18 protein-coding genes are annotated in these 22,429 nt (G+C 64.3%); 9 read left to right on the plus strand and 9 right to left on the minus strand.

From position 1 onward, the window contains the following. The first annotated feature begins 18 nt into the window (after nucleotides 1-18). Both ACX80C_RS03390 and ACX80C_RS03395 read left to right on the plus strand, forming a co-directional pair. Nucleotides 19-420: a DUF7793 family protein gene (locus ACX80C_RS03390; protein WP_459324822.1), complete on the plus strand. Its 402-nt coding sequence runs from the start codon at nucleotides 19-21 to the stop codon at nucleotides 418-420. Next, nucleotides 410-1,954 carry a putative bifunctional diguanylate cyclase/phosphodiesterase gene (locus ACX80C_RS03395; protein ID WP_459324823.1) on the plus strand — a complete coding sequence of 515 codons (1,545 nt, stop codon included), beginning with the start codon at nucleotides 410-412 and terminating at the stop codon, nucleotides 1,952-1,954. Before ACX80C_RS03390 ends, ACX80C_RS03395 begins: the two co-directional genes overlap by 11 nt. A gap of 63 nt (nucleotides 1,955-2,017) precedes the next feature. Here the strand turns inward: ACX80C_RS03395 and ACX80C_RS03400 are convergent, their stop codons facing one another. Together ACX80C_RS03400 and ACX80C_RS03405 are read right to left on the minus strand one after the other, a co-directional pair. After that, nucleotides 2,018-3,124 (minus strand): branched-chain amino acid aminotransferase, encoded by a 1,107-nt coding sequence (locus tag ACX80C_RS03400; RefSeq protein ID WP_459324824.1) that lies wholly within the window; start codon nucleotides 3,122-3,124, stop codon nucleotides 2,018-2,020. A 60-nt stretch (nucleotides 3,125-3,184) separates the two neighbouring features. Next, the gene (locus tag ACX80C_RS03405; RefSeq protein ID WP_459324825.1) at nucleotides 3,185-4,240 is read right to left on the minus strand and encodes a 3-isopropylmalate dehydrogenase; all 1,056 of its coding nucleotides are present in this window, start codon (nucleotides 4,238-4,240) and stop codon (nucleotides 3,185-3,187) included. A gap of 130 nt (nucleotides 4,241-4,370) precedes the next feature. Here ACX80C_RS03405 and ACX80C_RS03410 point away from each other — a divergent pair, with 130 nt between their 5' ends. The 5 genes from ACX80C_RS03410 (at nucleotide 4,371) to ACX80C_RS03430 (ending at nucleotide 10,255) form a co-directional block, all read left to right on the plus strand. Beyond that, the gene (locus ACX80C_RS03410) at nucleotides 4,371-5,555 is read left to right on the plus strand and encodes a sensor histidine kinase (protein WP_459324826.1); all 1,185 of its coding nucleotides are present in this window, start codon (nucleotides 4,371-4,373) and stop codon (nucleotides 5,553-5,555) included. After that, on the plus strand, nucleotides 5,556-6,248 hold the full coding sequence (locus tag ACX80C_RS03415) for a response regulator (RefSeq protein ID WP_459324827.1): 693 nt from the start codon (nucleotides 5,556-5,558) through the stop codon (nucleotides 6,246-6,248). It abuts the gene before it with no gap. A 179-nt stretch (nucleotides 6,249-6,427) separates the two neighbouring features. After that, nucleotides 6,428-7,204, plus strand: coding sequence for an ABC transporter ATP-binding protein (locus ACX80C_RS03420; protein WP_459324828.1), 777 nt, complete (start codon nucleotides 6,428-6,430; stop codon nucleotides 7,202-7,204). Nucleotides 7,205-7,206: 2 nt separating this feature from the next. After that, on the plus strand, nucleotides 7,207-9,690 hold the full coding sequence (locus ACX80C_RS03425) for an ABC transporter permease (RefSeq protein ID WP_459324829.1): 2,484 nt from the start codon (nucleotides 7,207-7,209) through the stop codon (nucleotides 9,688-9,690). A gap of 55 nt (nucleotides 9,691-9,745) precedes the next feature. Further along, entirely contained in the window at nucleotides 9,746-10,255 is a 510-nt protein-coding gene (locus tag ACX80C_RS03430; RefSeq protein WP_459324830.1) for a hypothetical protein, read from the plus strand. 67 nt (nucleotides 10,256-10,322) lie between these two features. Here ACX80C_RS03430 and metG read toward each other — a convergent pair whose 3' ends face one another. Next, nucleotides 10,323-11,891 (minus strand): methionine--tRNA ligase, encoded by a 1,569-nt coding sequence (gene metG, locus ACX80C_RS03435; RefSeq protein WP_459324831.1) that lies wholly within the window; start codon nucleotides 11,889-11,891, stop codon nucleotides 10,323-10,325. A 351-nt stretch (nucleotides 11,892-12,242) separates the two neighbouring features. Between metG and ACX80C_RS03440 the strand changes: the two genes are divergently transcribed. After that, on the plus strand, nucleotides 12,243-13,235 hold the full coding sequence (locus tag ACX80C_RS03440) for an AfsR/SARP family transcriptional regulator (RefSeq protein ID WP_459324832.1): 993 nt from the start codon (nucleotides 12,243-12,245) through the stop codon (nucleotides 13,233-13,235). Nucleotides 13,236-13,243: 8 nt separating this feature from the next. Here ACX80C_RS03440 and serA read toward each other — a convergent pair whose 3' ends face one another. The 5 genes from serA to ilvD all read right to left on the minus strand — a co-directional run bounded on the left by serA (nucleotide 13,244) and on the right by ilvD (nucleotide 20,654). Continuing rightward, nucleotides 13,244-14,833: a phosphoglycerate dehydrogenase gene (gene serA / locus ACX80C_RS03445; RefSeq protein WP_459324833.1), complete on the minus strand. Its 1,590-nt coding sequence runs from the start codon at nucleotides 14,831-14,833 to the stop codon at nucleotides 13,244-13,246. Between the two features lie 182 nt (nucleotides 14,834-15,015). Then, nucleotides 15,016-16,041 (minus strand): ketol-acid reductoisomerase, encoded by a 1,026-nt coding sequence (gene ilvC, locus ACX80C_RS03450; protein WP_167993518.1) that lies wholly within the window; start codon nucleotides 16,039-16,041, stop codon nucleotides 15,016-15,018. Between the two features lie 115 nt (nucleotides 16,042-16,156). Further along, nucleotides 16,157-16,669 carry an acetolactate synthase small subunit gene (gene ilvN, locus ACX80C_RS03455; protein WP_167993520.1) on the minus strand — a complete coding sequence of 171 codons (513 nt, stop codon included), beginning with the start codon at nucleotides 16,667-16,669 and terminating at the stop codon, nucleotides 16,157-16,159. 2 nt (nucleotides 16,670-16,671) lie between these two features. After that, entirely contained in the window at nucleotides 16,672-18,567 is a 1,896-nt protein-coding gene (locus ACX80C_RS03460) for an acetolactate synthase large subunit (RefSeq protein WP_459324834.1), read from the minus strand. Nucleotides 18,568-18,938: 371 nt separating this feature from the next. Next, on the minus strand, nucleotides 18,939-20,654 hold the full coding sequence (ilvD, locus tag ACX80C_RS03465) for a dihydroxy-acid dehydratase (protein WP_459324835.1): 1,716 nt from the start codon (nucleotides 20,652-20,654) through the stop codon (nucleotides 18,939-18,941). Between the two features lie 240 nt (nucleotides 20,655-20,894). Here ilvD and ACX80C_RS03470 point away from each other — a divergent pair, with 240 nt between their 5' ends. Beyond that, nucleotides 20,895-21,371 carry a hypothetical protein gene (locus ACX80C_RS03470; protein ID WP_459324836.1) on the plus strand — a complete coding sequence of 159 codons (477 nt, stop codon included), beginning with the start codon at nucleotides 20,895-20,897 and terminating at the stop codon, nucleotides 21,369-21,371. Between the two features lie 7 nt (nucleotides 21,372-21,378). Here ACX80C_RS03470 and ACX80C_RS03475 read toward each other — a convergent pair whose 3' ends face one another. After that, complete coding sequence (locus tag ACX80C_RS03475) at nucleotides 21,379-22,344, minus strand: 2-hydroxyacid dehydrogenase (protein ID WP_459324837.1); 966 nt, start codon at nucleotides 22,342-22,344, stop codon at nucleotides 21,379-21,381. Nucleotides 22,345-22,429: the final 85 nt, after the last annotated feature.

Below are 22,429 nucleotides of genomic sequence, written 5' to 3' on the forward strand. Positions count from 1 at the left end.
GGAAGGCGGACGGCCACCATGAATGCAGTCTCGCTGGAACACATTGAAAGTCCGGAAACGCCCCAGGAGCCTGCCGGTAGCGCCACGGCTCCCATCACCCGGCTGATCCTGCCGGAGGGCCAGCATATTTCGGGGGAGCTGGCGGAGGAATTCGCCCAACGTGCGCGCGATGAAGCGGGCACTGGGCTCCGGCCCGTTCTCCTGGTGATCAGCGGCGTCCTCAATTTCAGCAGGGAGGCCAGGGCGGTGTTCAGCAGTTCGAGATCCTCCTCCGCAATCGCCGTCCTGGGAGCCACATCGGTGGATCGTGTCCTGGCCAACTTCCTCCTCGGCGGGGAGCCGCCTCCCTGCCCCACCCGATACTTTTCCGACGAGGAAGCGGCCGTCGCATGGTTACTGGAGCACACGGATGACTCCTGAGGACGGCGACCCGCGGCTGGCGATGCTGGTAGACGGTATCGTCCGACTCTCACGCGGGGATCTCAGCAGCCGGATGGAAACCTCACCCGCGCGGGACGACGTCGACGCCGTCATCACCGGTGTGAACCTGCTCGCCGAAGAACTCGAGCTGGTGTACCGCCAGTTCGAGAAGCGTGTAGAGAACCGTACAGCCATGCTGCACCAGGCGCACCTGGACATGAAGCGGATGGCAATGACGGATTCGCTGACCGGGCTCTCCAACCGGGTGGACCTGGTGGAGAAAATTGACCTCGCTCTCAGCGAGCATAAGCAGGGCGCTGCTCCCCCGGCTTTGCTCCTGCTGGACCTTGACTCGTTCAAGAACGTCAATGACCGCTTCGGACACGACGCCGGCGACGACGTGCTGTGTGAAGTCGCCGAACGGCTGCGGGGCGTGGTGCGGGCCACGGACACAGTTGCGCGACTGGGCGGCGACGAGTTCGCCATCCTGGTCTCCGAAGCCACCATGGAGATTGCGCTGGGAGTCGCCAACCGTACCCTCGACGTCCTCGCCAAGAGCATCGACGTCGAAGAATTCAGCGTGTACTCCCGCGCCAGCATCGGGCTGCGCCTTGCCACCGCGGACCATACCGCCGAATCACTGCTGCACGAGGCCGATACAGCGATGTACGCGGCGAAGAACGAGGGCCGCAGCACAATCAGGACCTTCGAGCCGGTGATGCTCTACGACCGGCAGTTGCGTACCCTGATGGCGGCCGAACTGCGCGACGCAATCGGCTCCGACCAGTTGTGCGTCCATTACCAGCCTGTGGTGAACCTGCAGGACGGCGCCATCAACGGCGTCGAGGTGCTGGTGCGCTGGGAGCATCCCACCAGGGGAATGATCGCACCGGACTCGTTCATACCCCTCGCCGAGGAGATTGGGGCAATTTCCGATCTTGACCGATGGGTCATGGCCACGGCACTGCAGCAGTATGCCATCTGGCGGGCGGCCCTCGCCCTGCCGGAAAACTTCCAGATGCGGGTGAACATCTCGGCCATCGAACTGCGCCAGCTGGACATGGTGGATTTCGTGCGCGGCCTGCTGAAACGGATGGGAGTTCCGCCGGAATCCCTGGTCATCGAGATTACCGAGTCGGCACTGGTCAGCGGAGGCGAAGTTGAGACGTACTCACTCCTCAGCCTCAAACAACTGGGCGTGTGCATCGAGATCGACGACTTCGGCACGGGCTACTCCTCCATCAGTTACCTTCGCCGCCTGCCGGTGGACATGGTGAAGGTGGACCGCTCCATCCTCCGCGAACCGACAACGGGATCCTGGCAACCGGACTTCGTGGCGGCTGTCTTCCAGTTGATCCGCGCAGCCGGGCTGAACGCGGTGTTCGAAGGCATCGAGACCCGCGACCAGGCGGAATTCCTGCGAACGCTGGGCGACGTCAGCGGGCAGGGCTACTTCTTCAGCAAGCCGCTCCCCGAACCTGACATCACCGAACTGCTGCGCGCCGGGGGCTACCTCAGCACCAACCTGTCCTAGCCCCGCACGCAAAAGCCCGGCCTTCCGTTGCGGGAGCGGCCGGGCTTGTGCGTATCCGTTGTGCTAGACCAGACGTGTCAGCCAGCCATGCGGGTCTTCCACCGCACCGGTCTGGATTCCCAGGAGCTGCTCGCGGATGGACATCGTGACCTCACCCGCGGAGGGATCCGGGGCGCTGATGACGTCGTCGCCGTCCTTCAGCTCACCGATGGGGGTGATGACCGCTGCGGTGCCGCAGGCGAAAACCTCGGTGATCTCGCCGCTGCCCACGCCGTCCCGCCACTCATCGAGGGTGATGGTGCGTTCCTGGACGTTCAGCCCGCGGTCCTGTGCCAGCTGGATGATCGAGGAACGGGTGATGCCCTCGAGGATGGTTCCGCTGAGTGAGGGAGTAACCAGCGACCCATCCTTGAACACGAAGAAGACATTCATGCCGCCGAGTTCCTCGACGGCATTGTTGTTGAACTGGTCCAGGAAGAGGACCTGCTTGCAGCCGTGCGCTTCTGCCTCGAGCTGGGCAGCGAGCGACGCCGCGTAGTTGCCGCCGCATTTCGCTGCTCCCGTTCCGCCCCGCCCGGCCCGCGCATAGTTCCGTGAGACCCAGATGGAGACCGGAGCCAGTTCCCCGCCGAAGTAGTTTCCGGCCGGCGAGGCGATGACGCGGTAGGAAACCTCGCGGGCGGGCCGAACGCCGAGGAAGGCTTCCGTGGCGATCATGAAGGGCCGCAGGTAGAGGCTCTCGCCGTCCCGGGTGGGAACCCAACCCTTGTCTGCGGCGACCAGCTGGCGGAGTGACTCAAGGAAGATTTCCTCCGGCAGCTGCGGCAGTGCAAGCCGCGCGGCAGAGCGGTTCAGACGCGCTGCGTTGGCCTCCGGCCGGAAGGTCCAGATCGAATCATCCGCATGACGGTAGGCCTTCATACCCTCGAAGATTTCCTGGCCATAGTGCAGCACTGCAGCTGCCGGATCCATGGCGATGGGGCCGTACGCCTCGAGCCGCGCGTTACCCCAGCCACCCTCACCCGAACCATCAACCGTGAAGTCCACCACTGCGGTGTGGTCCGTGAAGTGGTTACCGAACCCCGGGTTTGCGAGAATCGCTTCGCGCTCCGCCTCCGTTCGAGGGCTGGCGGACGGGTGCTGGGCGAATTCCAGCTGGGTAGCTGTCATGGTTCCTCCACGCTGTCGGACAAAAAGATGTCGCTAGTCAGTTAATGCTTCCTAACCAGCTTAGGACACCGCGGCGGCAATAGCATCGCCAATCTCCGCGGTGGTTCGTGGCGCCGCTGACCGGGCGGCGACGTCGTTCTCTACCGCCTGCTCAATCTTCGCCGCCTGCTCAGCGAAGCCCAGGTGATGCAGGAGGAGCGCCGCGGAGAGGATGGCGGCGGTCGGGTCAGCCTTCTGCTGCCCTGCGATGTCCGGTGCGGAGCCGTGGACCGGCTCGAACATCGACGGCGCCGTACGGTCCATGTTGATGTTGCCCGATGCCGCTAGCCCAATCCCGCCCGTGACAGCCGCCGCGAGGTCCGTGATGATGTCCCCGAACAGATTGTCGGTGACGATCACGTCGAAGCGGGCAGGATCGGTGGCGAGGAAGATCATTGCGGCGTCCACGTGCAGGTAGTCATGGGTCACCTCCGGGAACTCGGCTGCGACGGCCTCGACGGTGCGCTTCCAGAGGTGGCCGGCGTAGACGAGGACGTTGTGCTTGTGCACGAGCGTGAGCTTCTTGCGCGGACGCTCACTGGCGCGCCGGAAGGCATCGCGGACCACCCTTTCCACGCCGTGGGCGGTGTTGATGGAGACCTCGGTCGCGATCTCGTGCGGCGTACCTGTGCGTAGCGACCCTCCGGTGCCGACATACGGCCCTTCGGTTCCCTCACGGACAACGATGAAGTCGATCTCACCGGGATTGCCCAGCGGACTGGCCACCCCCTGGTAGAGCCGGGATGGGCGGAGATTCACATAATGGTCCAGGCTGAAGCGCAACTTGAGCAGCATTTCGCGCTCGATCAGTCCCGAGGGAATCCGGGTGTCCCCGGGAGCCGCTCCGACCGCCCCGAAAAGAATGGCGTCATGGGCGCGCAGGTTCTCCAGCGTTTGGGCGGTAAGGGTCTCCCCTGTTGCCAGCCAGTGCTCCGCGCCCAGCTTGTACTCGGTCAGCTTCAGCTCAGCGTCCGTCGAAGCGGTGGCACTCCGCAACACCTTCACTGCTTCGGTGATCACCTCCGGACCAATGCCGTCGCCGGGAATAACTGCCACGTTGATGCTGGATGAAGTCATATGGATAGGGTAGGCAATCTTTCCGCATGATGGACAACTCCGTCCCACGTGTTGAGACGAGGTGTGGGAACGCGCAACTCCACCCACGGACCGATGTTGAAGCCACGGGTGCGCCCTACAGTTGGAAGCCATGGACACGCATCACCGGATAGCCTCCTGGCTGCGGGAAAGACAGGGCACCGTCGATCTTTCGCTCGCCGTTATCGCTTTTGTGGTGCTCGCGTTGCCCTACGTTCTGCTGTTCAGCCCGGTGGAGTTTGCGATCTCCACGGCCCTGGTGATCCCGCTTGCCTGGAGGCGGAGCAGGACGGTGGCCGCGGCGTCGGTGGTTGCCGCCGTTTCGCTGGGCCAGCTGGCCATCAACCACCCTCCCGTTCCGGCGCAGCTCAGCGTCCTCATCATGGTGTACGCCCTGGCTGCATACGCGCCTCGCTGGGCCGGCCTCGGTGGATTGGGGCTGGCAGCCTTCGGCATGGTTGTTGGCATCACGCAGTTCGGTTTCAACCAGACCCTCACCGGTTTCGCAGACCTGCCGCTGTATGCGCTCTACATGTTCTTTGCCCTTGCGGTGGTGCTGCTGTGCTGGACCTTCGGCGACCTGGCACGGAACCGCCGGCTCACCATCCAGGCGCTCCAGGACCGCGCACGGCGCCTGGAGGTCGAGCGGCAGCAGGAACGGGACCTCGCCGCGGCAGATGAACGCAACCACATCGCACGTGAGATGCACGACATCGTTGCGCACTCCCTGTCCGTCATGATCGCCCAGGCCGACGGCGCACGCTACGCCGGAGCCGCGGATCCCGCCGTCGCGACCTCAACCCTCGGCACCATCGCGGAGACCGGGCGGGCATCGCTGCGTGAGATGCGCCGGCTGCTGGGCGTCCTACGGAACGACGACGACGCCCCCGTCCGTCCCCTGCCCACCCTCGCGGACGTTCCTGAACTGGTCGCAACCGTTCGCCGGGCCGGACTGGACATCTCGGTCGCTTCCGAAGGAACACCGCGCAGGCCGCTTCCCGCCGGCGCCGAACTCACCGCGTACCGGGTGGTGCAGGAATCGCTCACCAACGTGCTCAAACATGCCGGACCGAAGGCCTCCGCATCGGCCCAGCTCGCCTGGACCGCGAGGGGCCTGGAAATCACCGTCGACGACGACGGCCGCGGCGCCGCCTCGGACAGCACCACCGCGGGGGCCGGGCAAGGCATAAAGGGCATGGCCGAGCGCCTGAAACTCTACGATGGAAGCCTGGTGGCCGCGCCCTTGAGCGGCGGCGGTTTCCGGGTCCACGCTGTTATTCCCTATACGGAGGCCTGAATGAGCAGCCCGAACACCCCCGCGCCTATCCGGGTAGGCCTCGTTGACGACCAGCAACTGGTCCGCAGCGGTTTTTCGATGCTCATCAACTCCCAGCCGGATCTGGAAGTCCGGTGCCAGGCCGGAACCGGGTCCGAAGCGGTGGCCATGCTCGCTGCGGCGCCCGCCGACGTCGTACTCATGGATGTCCGGATGCCCGGAATGGACGGGATCGAGGCGACCCGGCGCATTCTTGAACAGGCGCAGGGTGCCGGTCCGCGCATCATCGTGCTCACCACGTTCGACCTCGACGAGTACGCCCTCGCCGCCATCCAGGCCGGTGCCAGCGGTTTCCTGCTTAAGGATGCTCCGCCCGAAGAACTGCTGGAGGCAATCCGGACCGTGCACCGGGGAGACGCCGTCATTGCGCCCTCGACCACCCGCAGGCTGTTGGACCATGTGGCTCCGCTGCTGCGCCAGCCGTCCGCCACCAATGAGGCGGCGACCACCGCAGTCGGAACCTTGACGGCACGCGAGCGCGAGGTGTTCACGCTGATTGCGCAGGGTCGCTCGAACACCGAGATCGCCGGCGACCTGTTTCTCTCGGAGGCGACCGTGAAGACCCATGTGGGGCACATCCTCGCCAAACTCGCGGCGAGGGACCGGGTGCAGGCGGTGGTGATGGCCTACGAGGCCGGCGTCGTTCGCCCCTGACCCGGCCGGACCGCATCGACTCTCCAATAGATGACGCTTGAATCGTTTCTAAAGGTCATCTATTGAAGAGTGGATGAGATTGCAGGCGTCGGATCTCATCCCGCGGTAGGAGAACCGGGCCTTCAAGAACCTCCCGCCGGTCGATCCGCTGGCCAAGGCACTTGCGTAGCGTTGAAGCCATGACATCGCATTCTTCAACGGCCGCAGCGCCATCGGGTCCCACACCAGTTTCTTCAGCGGCGGTCGCTGCCGTCTCCCTGAACAAGTCTTACGGCCGCGGCAACACCACCGTCCAGGCCCTCAGCGACGTCACGGTCAGCTTCCCGGCCGGACGTTTCACCGCCATCATGGGTCCCTCCGGCTCGGGAAAGTCCACGCTCATGCACTGCCTCGCCGGACTGGACACCGCCGACTCCGGAAGCATCTCGATCGGCGGCACCGATATCACGGGACTGCCCGACGCTGATCTGACAAGGCTCCGGCGCGACCGCGTGGGCTTCGTTTTCCAGTCCTTCAATCTCATCCCCACCCTCACGGCGGAGCAGAACATCACGCTGCCCGTTGCGTTGGCCGGCGGATCGGTCGACCGGGAATGGCTGACCCAGATCTGCACCATCCTCGGGCTCACGGACCGCCTCACCCACCGCCCGCACGAACTCTCCGGCGGCCAGCAGCAGCGCGTCGCAGTTGCCCGTGCCCTGCTCACCCGCCCGGATGTCATCTTCGGCGACGAGCCCACCGGCAACCTTGATTCACGCTCCGGCGCCGAGGTGCTGTCCTTGCTGCGCCGCAGCAGCTCCGAGATGGGACAGAGCATCATCATGGTCACCCATGACCCGGTGGCGGCCTCCTACGCAGACGGCGTGATCCTCATGCAGGACGGCCGGCTGGTCGGCGAACTCGACCGCAGCACCCCCGAAGCCATCCTCGCCGCCCTCTCGCAGCTGGGAGCCTGACCGTGTTGACTGTTGCGCTCTCCCAGGTCGCGAGGCACGCCCGCCGGTATATCGCCGTCGGGCTTGCCGTGATGCTCGGCGTCGGTTTCCTCGCCGCCACCCTGATGGTCGGCGGGACGACGACGGCCACCCTCCAGAACAGCATCGGCACCGAATACGCCAACGCAGACCTGGTGGTCTCCTCCGAGAACGGGGGTCCGCTCCCGGCAGACGCTGCCGAACGCGTTGCCTCCATTTCCGGCGTCGACACCGTCCACGCTGATACGCAAGGCGCCGTTGTGCTTGCGGTGTCCGATACAACGAACATCGCCACCCTCGCCACACTCGCACCGGAGGCGCTGGAAACCGTCGTGCTGACGGAGGGGGTGCTGCCGGAGGCTGACGGTGAGATCCTCATCGACTCGGACGCGGCCGGGCAGCTTGGCCTGTCCGCCGGTGACACCGCCACGGCAGCTGCGCTTGGCGCCGGATCGCCCGAGGAGAGCATCGCAGCGGGCGGAACGGAACTCACGGTCGTCGGCATCACCGAACCTTCCGACCACCCGTTTGCCTCCGGAATGATCCAGCTGCACGCAACCGATTCCCAGGTGGCCGCCCTTGCCCCGGACGCCTCCGCCGCGCGGCTGCAGCTCCTCCTCACGGACTCGGCGGACACCGCCGGGGTGGGCGCGGCGATCGTACAAACCCTGAACGACGACGGCGTCCCCGCCACTGCGCTGACCGCTGCCGACCAGACAACCCAGGATGTTGCCGCACTGTCCGGCGGGCAGGACCAGCTGACCATCGTGCTGCTGGCCTTCGCCGTGGTCGCGGTGATCGTGACTGCGCTGGTCATCTCCAACACCTTCTCGGTGCTGGTCGCCCAGCGGACGCGCGAACTGGCGCTGCTGCGCTGCATCGGTGCCGGCCGCGGCCAGATCCGACGTTCAGTACTCCTTGAGGCCGCGATCGTCGGACTCGTTTCCTCGGCCCTGGGAGTGCTGCTCGCCACGGGCGTCATGTGGACGCTCGTCCAGCTTGCCCGCACCGTGCCGGGCAGTGAGTTCGCAACGCTGGCGGTGCCGCCGTCGGCCGTTATCGCGGGAATGGTCGTGGGTGTCCTGATGACTGTCGCCGCAGCTCTGGTGCCCGCGCGGGCGGCAACCGCCGTCGCACCGCTCGCGGCGCTTCGCCCCGTTGACTACGCCGGGATCGGTACCCGTCGCGGGCGGGTCCGGCTGGGGATCGGGGTTGCGCTGGTGGTTGGCGGCGGTCTCCTCCTTGCCGTCGGCGCTATTCAGGCGAACCTGTTGATCGCATTACCGGGCGGCGCGCTGTCCTTCCTCGGGCTGCTCCTGTGCGCCGGATTATTTGTCCCGGCACTCGTCACCTGGGTAGGGCGGCTGGCGAAACCGCTCGGCGTGCCGGGGACCCTGGCCGCCGTCAACGCGGTGCGCAACCCCGCCCGGACCACGGCGACCGCCACCGCGCTCATCGTAGGGGTCACCCTGGTCAGCATGATGATGGCGGGCGCGCAAACCTCCCGCACCGCCTTCGACGATGCTCTGGCCCAGAACTACCCGGTTGACCTGGCCGTCCAGCTCGAAGGTGCAAACCCTGCTGAAGCCGTGTCTTCGCTGCTGGCTATCGACGGGGTCGAGGCGGTAGCTCAACCCACTCCCGTCGCAGTCACGGGCGAAGAAGCGGGATCGCAGACGGTCTACACCCTCTCGGACGAGGACGCGGCTGCAGTACTGCGCTCCGAAACCGCCTACCCACGCGAGGACGCCGTTGTCATGCCCGATGGAACGGACCTGACGCAACTCACGGTCCAGGGTTCCTTCACCGAGCAGACGCTGCCCGTTGCAGTGGCCGAGAGCCGGACGATCGTGCCGCTGATCAGCGAAGCCACGGCGGAGAGCCTGGGAGTCATGGACAATGCCGAGACCCCCGGCAGTATCCTCTGGCTCAAGGTTGACAACTCGCTTGGATCCGGTGAAATCACCTCATTGCGCACCGAGATCGTGGACAGCCTCGGCCTGCCCGAGTACCTCGTTTCCGGAGCAGCGCTGGAGCGGGCGACATTCAACCAGATCATCGATGTGTTGCTCCTCGTCGTCACCGCACTGCTGGCCGTTGCCGTATTGATCGCGCTAATCGGCGTGGCCAATACGCTCTCGCTGTCGGTGCTGGAACGCACCAGGGAATCGGCACTGCTGCGTGCGCTCGGCCTCACCAGGGGCCAGTTGCGGGGGATGCTCGCCGTCGAGGCGGTCCTCATCGCGGGGGTGGCCGCGCTGCTGGGCGTCGCACTCGGAATGCTGTACGGATGGTTGGGCGCGCAGTCGGCACTTGGATTGGTAGCCGCCGTCACGCCGTCGTTCCCCTGGCTGCAATTGCTCGGGGTGCTGGCAGTCGCCGTCGTCGCCGGGCTCGTTGCCTCCGTGATGCCTGCACGGCGGGCCGCACGGCTCTCCCCCGTGCAGGGATTGGCGACGGACGGCTGACCTGCAAGGATAGCAACACGCCCCATCTTAGGTCGTGTTGCTATCAGGAGGATCATTGGCCGGATCGGATCGCGCGGAGAAGCAGCAGTTGCTCAGCTATTTGGAAGATCACCTCCTCGGTGCAACCGGCGGAGTTCGCCTCTTCGAAGCAGCCAGCAAGACGTGGCAGGGCACCGCGCACGGACGCACCCTCGCCCGGTTACGCGACGAGATCGACGGCGAGCGGACCAAGCTGCTGCGTTCCCTGCGAGCGCAGGGCCACCGCCTGAACCCGGCGAAAATGGCGTTCGCCTACCTCAGTGCAGCGGCTGCCCGCCTCAACCCGCTCAACGTTCGCAGGACGGGTGACGGACCGGGCGCGCAGCTTGAGCTGGAAGCCCTGCAGAGTCTGGTGCGCGGCAAGGAAGCTCTCTGGGAAACACTCCTGGTGCTGCTCGACGCCGGCTGGTCCTTCCCCGGCTATGACCGTGAGAGCCTCGGCCACATGGCCCGGCGCGCACGCGAGCAGCAGCAGGAGGTGGCCGCGATCATGACGGCGACGGCGGCCGAACGCTTCCGCCGCTAGCCTCCATCGACTTGGCAGGACACGCCGCCTTAGCCCTGGCTTCAGCGGCGTGTCCTGACAGGTCGATTCAGCTCTGCCCGGGTTCCTCGTACTTCGGGAACACCGGTGACGGTGCCGGGAGGGCGACACCCGGCACAATCGGGGTGCCGAGCGCGCTGAAGCTGCGGGCGCCGTCGTCGTCCGTGGTTCCCTGGCCGAGCGCCGTCAGGAGCTTCGCCGCGCCGTCGGGCATCACCGGCTGGACGAGGATGGAGACGATCCGCAGGATCTCAAGCGTCACGTAGAGCACCGTGTTCATGCGGTCCAGGTCCGTCTTGCGCAACACCCACGGCTGCTGTTCGGCGAAGTAGGCGTTGGTGTCACCCAGCACCGTCCAGATCGCTTCGAGCGCACGCGACAGCTCCTGCTTCTCATACGCCGCCCGGCAGGCAGGCAGGAGCTGGTTCGCGGCGTCAAGGATGCGCTGGTCGGCCTCGGACAACGACGACGGCGCCGGCACCAGCCCGTCGCAATTCTTCGCCACCATGGACAGCGAGCGCTGCGCGAGGTTCCCCAGATTGTTGGCGAGGTCCGAGTTCATCCGCGTGACAATGGCCTCGTGGCTGTAGGAGCCGTCTGCCCCGAAGGGGACTTCGCGCAGCAGGAAGAAGCGGATCTGGTCCCGCCCGTACTGCTCCATCCAGTCCTTGGGTGCGATCACGTTGCCCAGCGACTTGGACATCTTCACGCCCTTGTTGTGCAGGAAGCCGTGGATCATGATGCGCTTGGGCAGCTCGATACCGGCGGACATCAGGAACGCGGGCCAGTAGATGGCGTGGAACCGGGAGATGTCCTTGCCGATTACGTGGACATCCGCCGGCCAGTACTTCCTGAACTGCTCCGACTCCGTATCCGGGTAGCCGACGCCGGTGAGGTAGTTGGTCAGCGCGTCCACCCACACGTACATCACGTGTTTCGGGTTACCGGGGACGGGAACGCCCCAATCGAAGGTGGTGCGGCTGATCGAGAGGTCATCCAGGCCACGCTTGACGAAGCTGATCACCTCGTTGAAGCGGGACTGCGGCGCGCCGAATTCCGGCTGGTCTGCGTAGAGCGCGAGCAACCGGTCCTGGTAGTTGGAGAGGCGGAAGAAGTAGCTTTCCTCTTCGGTCCATGTGACCTCGGTGTCCGTCTCCTTCGAGTAGCGGATGCCGTCCTCGCGGACTTCCGTTTCACCGTCCGTGTAGTACGCCTCATCCCGGACCGAGTACCAGCCGGCGTACTTGTCGAGATAGATATCGCCGTTGGCCTCCATCCGCTTCCAGATGTCCTGCGACGCAGCGTAGTGGTCCTCATCAGTTGTGCGGATGAAGCGGTCGTAAGTGATGGCGAGGTCCTCATGCGCAGCCTTGTAGGCCGCGGCGTTCCGGTCCACCAGCTCCTTCGGAGTTATGCCTTCCTTCTCCGCCGTCTGGGCGATCTTCATCCCGTGTTCGTCCGTTCCGGTAAGGAACATGACGTCATAACCATCGAGCCGCTTGAAGCGTGCGATCGCGTCCGTAGCCACATACTCGTAGGCGTGGCCGATGTGCGGCACTCCGTTGGGGTATGTGATGGCGGTGGTGATGTAGAACGGGGTTTTCTGCGCAGAACTCACCCTAGAAAGTTACCCTGCCGGTGAGGCAAAGTCGCATCATTGCGCTGCGCAGGCGCTATACGGCCACGGGACGGCCACGGGACGGCCGTCAGCCCCGGCATCCAGGGGCTCGGATCCATGGTTTTTCCATGGTCCGAGGCGGATACTTGGTCCCGGTGCTTGAGTGCCCACTCAAGTAGTGAGCGCGACTACTCGCGACCCGGTTCAGTACTACTCGATGTCCTCCTGAGTAGTACTGGCATCGATTCCGGGATGTGGCCGAAATTTTCGAGTAGTGCCTACTCGTGTTTCGTGACGCCCAGCTTCCTATGTTGGAGATTGTCATCCGCACTTGAAGACAGGGTCTCAATCATGTTGCAGCCAGACGTATTTTTCCCCGCCCATTCCGGATTACAAACAGTCCAGACGCCCACTACGGACCGCCTCACTGTGAACATGATCGGAGAACTAAGCGTTCGGCGGGGTGACACAGTGCTCGACGGACACGCCCTTGGCGGACCTAAGCCGCGACAGATCGCGGAGATTCTGCTCCTGAACCTGGGTAACCCGGTATCGAAAGACAAGCTGATTGAACTGCTTTGGGCTGGACACCCGCCGGCAGCCGCACTGCCGACCCTCGTGAGCTATGTGAGCGTTCTGCGCAGCAAGCTCCAGCCAGGAAGTGGTAAAGCCGGGCCGTTGCGCACAACCACCGGCGGCTACTTCATGGATCGAAACGTGATCGATGTAGACCTGTTCCGCTTCAATGAGTTGGTGAGTCTGGCGAGGCAATCATCTGGACAGGATGCGCTCGACATGCTGCACGACGCGTTGTCCATTGCTACAGCACCGCTTCTGGGCGACGAACTCCTTCCGGCATGGGTCGAGGCGGAGCGCGAATTACACGCGGCCCGAGTACTCAAGGCCACGATCTTCGCAGCGGAAACCGCAGCTGCGCTGGGCAACACGGACGAGTCCGTCGAGTTGGCACAGAGGGTACTGAAGTCTGATCCTTTGAACGAAGGCGCCTGGCTATGCCTCATCCTCGGTCTGGAACAGGCGGGTCGCCACGCGGAGGGCCTTCACAGTTACGAGCGTTGCCGCCAGGCGTTGGACCGTGAACTGGGATGTACACCCGGTCCGCGGTTGAAGGCAGCGTATACACGGCTGCTGCAGACCACGGCAGACGGTGAGGGAGAACTTGCCGACGTCCTCGCCGCCCTGTTGACCCTGCATAATCAGCTCAGCCGAACACCCTCAGCTGCAAAAAACGTGCTCGCTGGCACCCCATACGTCAGGCAAGCCCTTCGCGACGCTGGAAACGTGATTCACAAGTTCGTCGCCCGCGCTATGACGGCTGCCTGACGCACTCCCTAATCCTGCAGGTCAACCTCACGTGCAACCGTTGCCCCGATGGCGTCCTTGAGGTTCTCCAGCACGTCCTGCGGCACCGAACTGTCCACGGCGAGCAGCGAAAGGGCCTGGCCACCCTCCTTGTTCCGGGCCACCTGCATCCCTGCGATGTTGATGCCACGCTCCCCCAGCACCTGGCCGAGCATTCCGATTACGCCCGGACGGTCCTGGTAAAGGATGACGAGCAGGTGCTCGCTGATGGGAATCTCGAGATCGTAGCCATTGACGCCCACCAGCTTCTGGATCTGCTTGGGACCGGTCAGTGTTCCGGCAACGGAGATCTGCGAGCCGTCCGAGAGCGCGCCGCGGATGGTCAGCACGTTGCGGTACTCCTCCGACTGCTCAGTGGTCACCAACCGGGTGTTGATGCCGCGCTGTTCCGCGAGCACCGGAGCGTTCACGTAGGAAACCTGCTCGCTGACGACGTCGGTGAAAACGCCCTTCAGTGCGGCCAGCTCCAGCGCCTTCACGTCCAGCGACGCAATTTCGCCGGCTACCTCGACCTCGATCTGGGTGAGGGAATCGTGCGTGAGGGCGGTGAAGATCCGGCCCAGCTTTTCGATCAGCGGGATGCCGGGGCGAACCTCGGGTGCGATGACGCCACCGGCTACGTTCACGGCGTCCGGCACCAGCTCGCCGGCGAGGGCCAGGCGCACCGACTTGGCGACCGAGATGCCAGCCTTCTCCTGTGCTTCGTCGGTGGATGCGCCGAGGTGGGGAGTGACCACCACGTTGTCCAGCTCGAAGAAGGGCAGGTCTGTGCTCGGCTCGGTCACGAACACATCCACGCCGGCTCCGCCAATCTGGCCTTCCTTCAACGCCGTGTACAGCGCATCCTCATCCACCAGCCCGCCGCGGGCGACGTTGACCACGTAGGCGCTGGTCTTCATCTTCTGGAAGGCTGCGGCGCCCAGCATGCCCAGGGTTTCCGGTGTCTTGGGCATGTGGATGGTGATGAAGTCAGCCTCCGCCAGCAGATCATCGAGGGAGACCAGTTGGACGCCCAACTGGGCAGCCCGAGCGGAGGTGACGTAGGGATCATAGGCGAGGATCTCCGTGCCGAATCCCTGCAGGCGTTCTGCGACCAGAGCGCCGATGCGGCCGAGGCCGATGATGCCGATCTTCTTTTCATACAGCTCAATGCCGGAGTACTTGGAGCGCTTCCACTCCCCGCCCTTCAGCGCACCGCTTGCCTGCGGAATGTGCCGGGCCAGGCTGAGGATGTGCCCGACTGTGAGTTCAGCGGCCGAGATGATGTTCGACGTCGGCGCGTTGACCACCATGACCCCTGCGCGGGTTGCCGCCTTGATGTCCACGTTGTCCAGGCCAACCCCGGCCCGTGCGATGACCTTCAGCTTCTTCGCGGCCGCGATGGCTTCAGCGTCCACCTGGGTTGCCGACCGCACGAGGATGGCATCGACGTCGGCAATCGCGTCCAGCAGCTTGGAGCGGTCAGCGCCGTCGGTCTGGCGGATCTCGAAATCGGGACCGAGTGCGTCAACTGTTGCGGGCGAGAGTTCTTCGGCAAGGAGAACTACTGGTTTTTCCACGGGTGATCCTTCTCGGTGCTGTGGCAGGGGCAGGAGATAAGGGCGTTGGGCTTGCATCAAGTCTAATTTGGGGGCAGGAAACACTCACTTTGTTACCCGCCTATTGGCACCAGTGAGACCGATGACACAACAAGAAAGCCGGGTGGACAAACTTCCATCCACCCGGCCGACTCGATCAATGACTAGCGGGCTACTGAGCCCTCGGTGTAGTCATCATTGGTCTTGATCCACGAGAAGAGCTTGCGCAGTTCGCGCCCCGTCGCCTCGATCGGGTGGTCTTCGCCCTGCTTGCGCAGCTTGGCGAACTCCGGACCACCGGCGTCCTGGTCGTCGATGAACCGCTTGGCGAATGCACCGCTCTGGATGTCCGCGAGGACCTCCTTCATGTTCTCCTTGACGCTCGGATCGATGACCCGGGGACCGGAGACGTAGTCGCCGTACTCTGCGGTGTCCGAGACGCTCCAACGCTGCTTGGCGATGCCGCCCTCCACCATGAGGTCCACGATGAGCTTGAGCTCGTGCAGTACCTCGAAGTAAGCAACTTCAGGCTTGTAGCCGGCCTCGGTGAGGGTTTCGAAACCGTACTGGATGAGCTGCGAAGCGCCGCCGCACAGCACAGCCTGCTCGCCGAAGAGGTCAGTCTCGGTTTCCTCGGTGAAGGTGGTCTCGATAACGCCGGCGCGGGTGCCGCCGATAGCCTTCGCATAGGACAGTGCGAGTTCCCGGGCCTTGCCGGATGGGTTCTGCTCAACCGCGATAAGGTCCGGAACGCCGCGACCGGCCTCGAACTCGCGGCGCACAATGTGGCCCGGGCCCTTCGGCGCAACCAGTGCAACGTCTACGTCGGCAGGCGGCTGGATGTAGCCGTAGCGGATGTTGAAGCCGTGGCCGAAAAACAGGGCGTCGCCGCCCTGCAGGTTCGGCGCGATGTCCTCGGCGTACACGTGGCGCTGCACCTGGTCGGGGGTCAGGACCATGATCAGGTCCGCTTCGGCAACGGCCTCGGCAACGCCGAGAACCCGCAGGCCCTCAGCCTCTGCCTTGGCGCGGGACTTGGAGCCTTCCTTGAGGCCAACGCGCACGTCGACGCCGGAATCGCGAAGGCTCAATGCGTGGGCGTGGCCCTGGCTGCCGTACCCGATAACAGCCACGGTGCGGCCCTGGATGATCGAAAGGTCTGCATCGTCGTCGTAAAACAATTCGGTCACTTGTATCTCTCCTGTGATGTGATTTTTGCTTCGCACAAACCCAGCGAAGCGTTCGGGTACTGTTTCGAAATGTACGGGCGCTACTGGCTATGCGCTACCGGTTAGGCACTGCTGGTTATGCGCTTCTAAGCGCCCTGTCGCTCATGGACTTGGCGCCGCGGCTGATCGCCAGCGTTCCGGACTGGACTATCTCGCGGATGCCGAACGGCTCCAGCACTGACAGGAGCGCGGAGAGCTTTTCGGCGGTGCCGGTGGCTTCGATGATGAGTGAGTCGGTGGACACGTCCACTACTGTTGCCCGGAACAAATCTGCTGCCTGGGTTACCTGCAGCCGTGTTGCGGCATCCGCGCGCACCTTGACCAGGATGTGGTCGCGCTGCACGGAAGATTCGGGAACCAGCTCAACAATCTTAATGACGTTGATGAGCTTGTTCAGTTGCTTGGTGACCTGCTCCAGCAGGTCACCCTCGGCTTCGACCACCACGGTGATCCGGGACATGCCGGGGACTTCGGTGGGGCCGACTGCCAGCGAGTTGATGTTGAAGGCGCGCCGTGCAAAGAGGCTGGCAACGCGGGTCAGGACGCCCGGAACGTCCTCGACGAGTACGGAAAGGGTATGACGGGCCATGGTTAGTCCTCCTGCTCCCATTCCGGGGTCATGTTTCGGGCGATCTGGATGAGGTCGTTGCTGACTCCCGAGGGCACCATCGGCCACACCATCGAGTCGCGGCTCACCACGAAGTCGACAACCACGGGGCGGTCATTGATCTCGAGGGCCTGCTGGATGGTGGAATCAATGTCCTCGTCCCGCTCACAGCGCAGGCCGGCGCAGCCGTAGGCGTCAGCGAGCTTGACGAAGTCCGGAACCCGGACCGTGTTGTGTCCGGTGTTCAGGTCCGTGTTCGAGTACCGGCCCTCGTAGAAGAGGGTCTGCCACTGGCGCACCATGCCGAGCGAGGAGTTGTTGATGACGGCGACCTTGATGGGAATGTTGTTGATGACGCAGGTGGCAAGTTCCTGGTTGGTCATCTGGAAGCAGCCGTCGCCGTCGATCGCCCAGACCACGCGGTCCGGGTTTCCGACCTTTGCGCCCATCGCGGCTGGTACCGCGTAGCCCATGGTGCCGAGTCCGCCGGAGTTCAGCCATGCGTGCGGGCGCTCGTACTTGATGAACTGTGCCGCCCACATCTGGTGCTGGCCAACACCTGCCGCGTAGACCGCTTCAGGACCAGTCAGCTCGCCGATGCGCTGGATGACGTTCTGTGGTGCCGAGAGGCCGTCGTCAGGCTGGGTGAAGCCGATCGGGTAGTTCTCGCGCAAGCGGTTCAGCACGGCCCACCAGGCGCTGTAGTCCGGCGCGCCGGCGCTGCCGAACTGCTCGCGCAGCGCTGCGGTGAACTCTGGAATGATCTCCTTCACCGAGCCGACGATAGGTACGTCGGCGGTGCGGTTCTTCGATATTTCGGCTGGGTCGATATCCGCGTGGATGACCTTGGCCCTCGGGGCGAAGCTTGAGAGCACCCCGGTCACGCGATCATCGAAGCGGGCACCGAGCGTGATCAGGAGGTCGGACTGCTGAAGCGCCGTCACGGCAGAGACGCTCCCGTGCATGCCGGGCATGCCGACGTGTTGAGGGTGCGAGTCCGGGAAAACACCCCGGGCCATCAGGGTGGTCACGACCGGCGCCCCCACCAGTTCCGCCAGTTCCAGCAGTTCCGCCGAAGCGTGTGCCTTGACGACACCGCCGCCCACATAGAAGACCGGCCGCTCGGCTGCCAGGATCAGGCGTGCGGCTTCACGCACCTGCTTGGAGTGGCCGCGGACCACTGTCCGGTAACCCGGGAGATCGATTTTCGGTGGCCACGAGAAGGTCATGGCCCCTTGCTGGGCATCCTTGGCGATGTCAACCAGAACCGGCCCGGGCCGTCCGGTGGAAGCGATGTGGAACGCTTCGGCGAGCACCCGCGGAATGTCAGCGGCCTTGGTGACGAGGTAGGAATGCTTGGTGATGGGCATTGTGATGCCCACAATGTCCGCCTCCTGAAAAGCGTCCGAACCGATCACGGCGCTCGAGACCTGTCCGGTGATGGCGACCATCGGCACGGAATCCATGTGCGCGTCCGCAATGGCGGTCACGAGGTTGGTGGCGCCCGGTCCGGAGGTCGCGATGCAGACGCCCGGCCGGCCGGTCACCATGGCGTAGCCCTGTGCCGCGTGCCCGGCGCCCTGCTCGTGGCGCACCAGGATGTGGCGGAGGGTGGTGGAGGCCATCAGCGGATCGTAAGTGGGGAGGATCGCGCCTCCAGGGAGTCCGAAGATGTCATCGACGCCTAGTTCCTCAAGGGAGCGGACAATCGCCTCAGAGCCGGTCATCTGTTGTGGCTGCACCACGCGGTTTGGCCCCAGGACAGGATTGGCCTGCGCTGCCGCAGTGCCTGTTTCCCTGCCCTGCTGCGGGGCCGGTGCCGCCGGAGCGGGCTGTTTGGCTGCCATCAGCGCTGGGCTGATGGGCGATCCCTTGGACATCGTTGAACTTCCTTTTGTATCCAGCGCGGCCATGAGGGCTGCGTTAATGTTCTGCGCTTTTCCGTTCGGTGGGAACAAAAAAACCCCTCAGCCTGGTGGGCTCTGCGAGGGGTTGCGCGTGACGTAGTGTAACCAGTCGGGGCTTTAGGCCACGCGCTTGGTAACTAGGACTACGGATACGAGCTGCATACCTGTAGTTTTCACTCCCCCGCGAAGGGTGTCAACCACGGCAGGTTCTGTCTCACTATATGGACAGCCCTTCCAGTTAGTGGACACTAACTGATATGGCTACGTCGGCGCTCCAACAAACCCGCGAGCACGACGACGACGACTGCTTCCCTACCTGGCCAGCCGCCGTCGTCGTGCGGTTGCTAACCGCAGTACGCGCCCTCGGAAGCCGAATGAACCAGCTTCGCGTACTTCGCCAGAACACCCTTGGTGTAGGTGGCCGGCAGCGGCTGCCAGCCAACCTTGCGGCGCTCCAGCTCCTCGGGATCCACCAGCAGGTCGAAAGACTTGTTCCCAATATCGGCGCGGATGCGGTCGCCGTCCTGCACGAAGGCGATCGGCCCGCCGTCCACGGCTTCGGGGGCGACGTGACCGATACACAGGCCGGTTGTGCCGCCCGAGAACCGTCCGTCGGTGAGCAGCAACACATCCTTGCCCAGCCCGGCACCCTTGATAGCGCCGGTGATGGCGAGCATCTCCCGCATTCCGGGACCGCCCTTGGGTCCCTCATACCGGATAACGACGACGTCGCCCGCCTTCACAACGCCATCGGCAAGCGCCTTCAGCGCTCCCTGCTCGCGCTCAAAGACGCGGGCGGCACCCTCGAAGACGTCGGCATCGAAGCCAGCGCTCTTCACCACGGCACCCTCGGGGGCCAGGGTGCCGTGCAGGATGGTGATACCGCCGGTCTTGTGGATGGGGTTGTCCAGTGCGCGCAGGATCTTGCCGTCCAGGTCCGGCGGGTTGATCGAGGCAAGGTTCTCGGCGAGCGTCTTGCCGGTAACCGTGAGGACGTCGCCGTGGAGGAGTCCGGCGTCGAGGAGGGCACGCATGATGACTGGAACGCCGCCCACCTTGTCGACGTCGGTCATGACATAGCGTCCAAATGGTTTGAGGTCACCCAGGTGCGGAATGCGGTCGCCGATGCGGTTGAAGTCATCGAGGGTGAGGTCCACCTCCGCCTCCCGCGCGATTGCCAGCAGGTGAAGTACCGCGTTGGTTGATCCTCCGAAGGCCATGGTCACAGCGATGGCGTTCTCGAAGGCTTTCTTGGTCATGATGTCGCGGGCGGTGATCCCGAGGCGCAGCAGGTTGACCACTGCTTCGCCGGATTTGCGTGCGAATTCATCCCGGCGACGGTCAGCCGACGGCGGAGCCGCTGATCCGGGAAGCGACATGCCAAGCGCTTCACCGATGCACGCCATGGTGTTGGCGGTGTACATACCGCCGCAGGCACCCTCGCCGGGGCAGATCGCCTTCTCGATGCGTGTGAGGTCCTCTTCGGACATCTTCCCGGCGGCGCACGCACCGACTGCCTCGAAGGCGTCGATCAGCGTCACCTCTTTCTCGGTGCCGTCTTCCAGCTTCACCCAGCCCGGCATGATCGAGCCTGCGTACAGGAAGACACTGGAGAGGTTCAGCCGCGCCGCGGCCATGAGCATGCCCGGGAGGGACTTGTCGCAGCCCGCCAACAGAACTGAGCCGTCAATGCGTTCAGCCTCCATGACGGTCTCCACCGAGTCCGCGATGACCTCGCGTGACACCAGGGAGAAGTGCATGCCCTCATGCCCCATTGAAATGCCGTCGGAAACCGAGATGGTGCCGAACTGCATTGGGAAACCGCCGCCGGCGTGTACACCTTCCTTGGCGCCCTGCGCGAGTCGGTTCAGGGAGAGGTTGCAGGGAGTGATTTCATTCCAGGAACTGGCAACGCCGATTTGCGGTTTGACGAAATCGTCATCACCCATGCCGATTGCGCGAAGCATGCCCCGGGCAGGAGCGCGCTCAATTCCGTCCGTGACCGCACGGCTTCTCGGTTTGATATCGGGTGTGACTTTGGCTTCGCTTTCCACGCTCATGATTCAAAGTCTAGGCCCAGCCCCTACGGCACCCGCCCGTATGACCAGCCTGTTACAACTTGGGAAGCGTGTTCGATAACTCACATCGGTACTGATTCCGTGACACCTGCCGCCTTCCGCCGAAACCCCGTTCCCACTTTCCGGTAGGGTGGTCGGCGCGGACCCCGCTGCGGTCTCCAGTTTCTTGCCGCAGCCCGACCCGCCCTCTTCCGCGGGCAACTTTCCTACCCAGGCAAAAACATGACCCCCCAACTGCCGGACGCGACCGCCCACGAGTCAGGAAGCGATGAGCTCAAGCATGCCCTGCGGGGAATCTTCGATTCACAAATCCTGAACTACGGCGACTACAACCTGATCTTCGCCGTCAATGACCGCCACGAAGGCAGGGACGCCAGCGGCGCCCGGGTTGCGAAGCCGAAGTACTTCGTCATCGGATACCGGTGGCAACCGGCAGAGATCATGGTGGCCCCCGTCAATGGCCACACGTTGACCTCAGGCGGCGTGCCCGTGGAACTGAACATGACCAACCTCTCGCACGCGGTTCAGCTGACCGGCGGTGATTACGAGGTGGGGACGAATACCGGCAGGACGTTCCGATTCGGCGTACGGCCGGAAACGCGGTTCTCGCCCACACCGGAACGGGACTTCCTGCTCGACCAAGCGGATGACCACATCGACTTCGACCTGTTCATGCAGTCCTTCATCGCTATGGCCTGAGCCCTCCTCAACTGACCGGTTCCCCATCCCAGGCACCCCGGACCACGAGGTTGGCCGGTTCATCGCCCGCCGCAAGCGCCTCAAGTTGCCTGCGCAGCAGCCGGACAACCCGGGGCCAGAAAGCTCCCGTGTTTCCACCGTTATGCGGGGTGATGATGGCGTTTCCGGCACCCCACAGCGGATGCCCCTCGGGAATCGGTTCCGGATCGAAGACGTCGAGGGCCGCGTACAGCCGTCCACTGACCACCTCGGCAGTCAAGGCGTCGGAGTCGACCACCGCGCCCCGTGCAACGTTGATCACAAGCGCCCCATCCGGAAGCGCCGCAAGGAGCTCCCTGCCGACGAGGCCGCGTGTTGAATCGCTGAGCGGTGTGATGACGATGAGGACATCGTGGCTTGCCGCGAGATCAATCAGTTCGTCGCTGCCGTGGACGTGACCGCGACCGTCGGTGCGGGCGGTACTTCCGACACGGGTCAGCTCCACTTCAAAGGCGTCCAGTCGTTTGGCAATTTCCTCACCGATGCCTCCGACTCCGAGCAGCAGCACCTTGCGGTCCGCTAAGCCGGGGAAGCGTCCGGGCTTCCACGTCCCAGCAAGCTGGTTCTTCACCGCAACGTCGATGCCCCGAAGCGAGGCGATCGCCAACCCCACGGCCATCTCCGCGGTCGCGGCGGCGTGGACGCCTGCAGCACTTGCGACGGCGACGCCCTCCCCCGCCATCTCCGGCACGCCTTCGTAACCGGTGGTCTGGGTCTGGACGAGCGCCAGGTTTGGCACTGTGCGCAACTGCTCGCTGAGGTCTTCCTTCGACATGTACGGCAACACCACGGCGTCAATCTCGGCCAGTTCGGCGCCCGCGGGCGGACTCCTGAAGTCCCAGCGCACCAACCTGATGCCGTCCGGCGCCGGCTGCAGCGTCTCAAGTAGCTCATCATCGGGCACTGTCACGGTACGAATGGAGGGTGTGGCCATGCATTCAGCCTATCTCCCGATACGCATCGGTCTGACGTTCGTTTCACCGTTCCAGGCGAGCGTTACGCGCGTGCGAGGCTCTGGA

The organism is Arthrobacter tecti, from assembly GCF_054511355.1.

Excerpts from the sequence above, each read along its gene's own strand:
- ACX80C_RS03395 (WP_459324823.1), top strand. The coding sequence starts at position 410 with ATGACTCCTGAGGACGGCGACCCGCGGCTGGCGATGCTGGTAGACGGT.
- ACX80C_RS03460 (WP_459324834.1), bottom strand. The coding sequence starts at position 18,567 with ATGTCCAAGGGATCGCCCATCAGCCCAGCGCTGATGGCAGCCAAACAG.
- ACX80C_RS03475 (WP_459324837.1), bottom strand. The coding sequence starts at position 22,344 with ATGGCCACACCCTCCATTCGTACCGTGACAGTGCCCGATGATGAGCTA.
- ilvD (WP_459324835.1), bottom strand. The coding sequence starts at position 20,654 with ATGAGCGTGGAAAGCGAAGCCAAAGTCACACCCGATATCAAACCGAGA.
- ACX80C_RS03405 (WP_459324825.1), bottom strand. The coding sequence starts at position 4,240 with ATGACTTCATCCAGCATCAACGTGGCAGTTATTCCCGGCGACGGCATT.
- ilvN (WP_167993520.1), bottom strand. The coding sequence starts at position 16,669 with ATGGCCCGTCATACCCTTTCCGTACTCGTCGAGGACGTTCCGGGCGTC.
- ACX80C_RS03420 (WP_459324828.1), top strand. The coding sequence starts at position 6,428 with ATGACATCGCATTCTTCAACGGCCGCAGCGCCATCGGGTCCCACACCA.
- ACX80C_RS03410 (WP_459324826.1), top strand. The coding sequence starts at position 4,371 with ATGGACACGCATCACCGGATAGCCTCCTGGCTGCGGGAAAGACAGGGC.
- ACX80C_RS03415 (WP_459324827.1), top strand. The coding sequence starts at position 5,556 with ATGAGCAGCCCGAACACCCCCGCGCCTATCCGGGTAGGCCTCGTTGAC.
- ACX80C_RS03470 (WP_459324836.1), top strand. The coding sequence starts at position 20,895 with ATGACCCCCCAACTGCCGGACGCGACCGCCCACGAGTCAGGAAGCGAT.
- ACX80C_RS03400 (WP_459324824.1), bottom strand. The coding sequence starts at position 3,124 with ATGACAGCTACCCAGCTGGAATTCGCCCAGCACCCGTCCGCCAGCCCT.
- ACX80C_RS03390 (WP_459324822.1), top strand. The coding sequence starts at position 19 with ATGAATGCAGTCTCGCTGGAACACATTGAAAGTCCGGAAACGCCCCAG.
- ACX80C_RS03440 (WP_459324832.1), top strand. The coding sequence starts at position 12,243 with ATGTTGCAGCCAGACGTATTTTTCCCCGCCCATTCCGGATTACAAACA.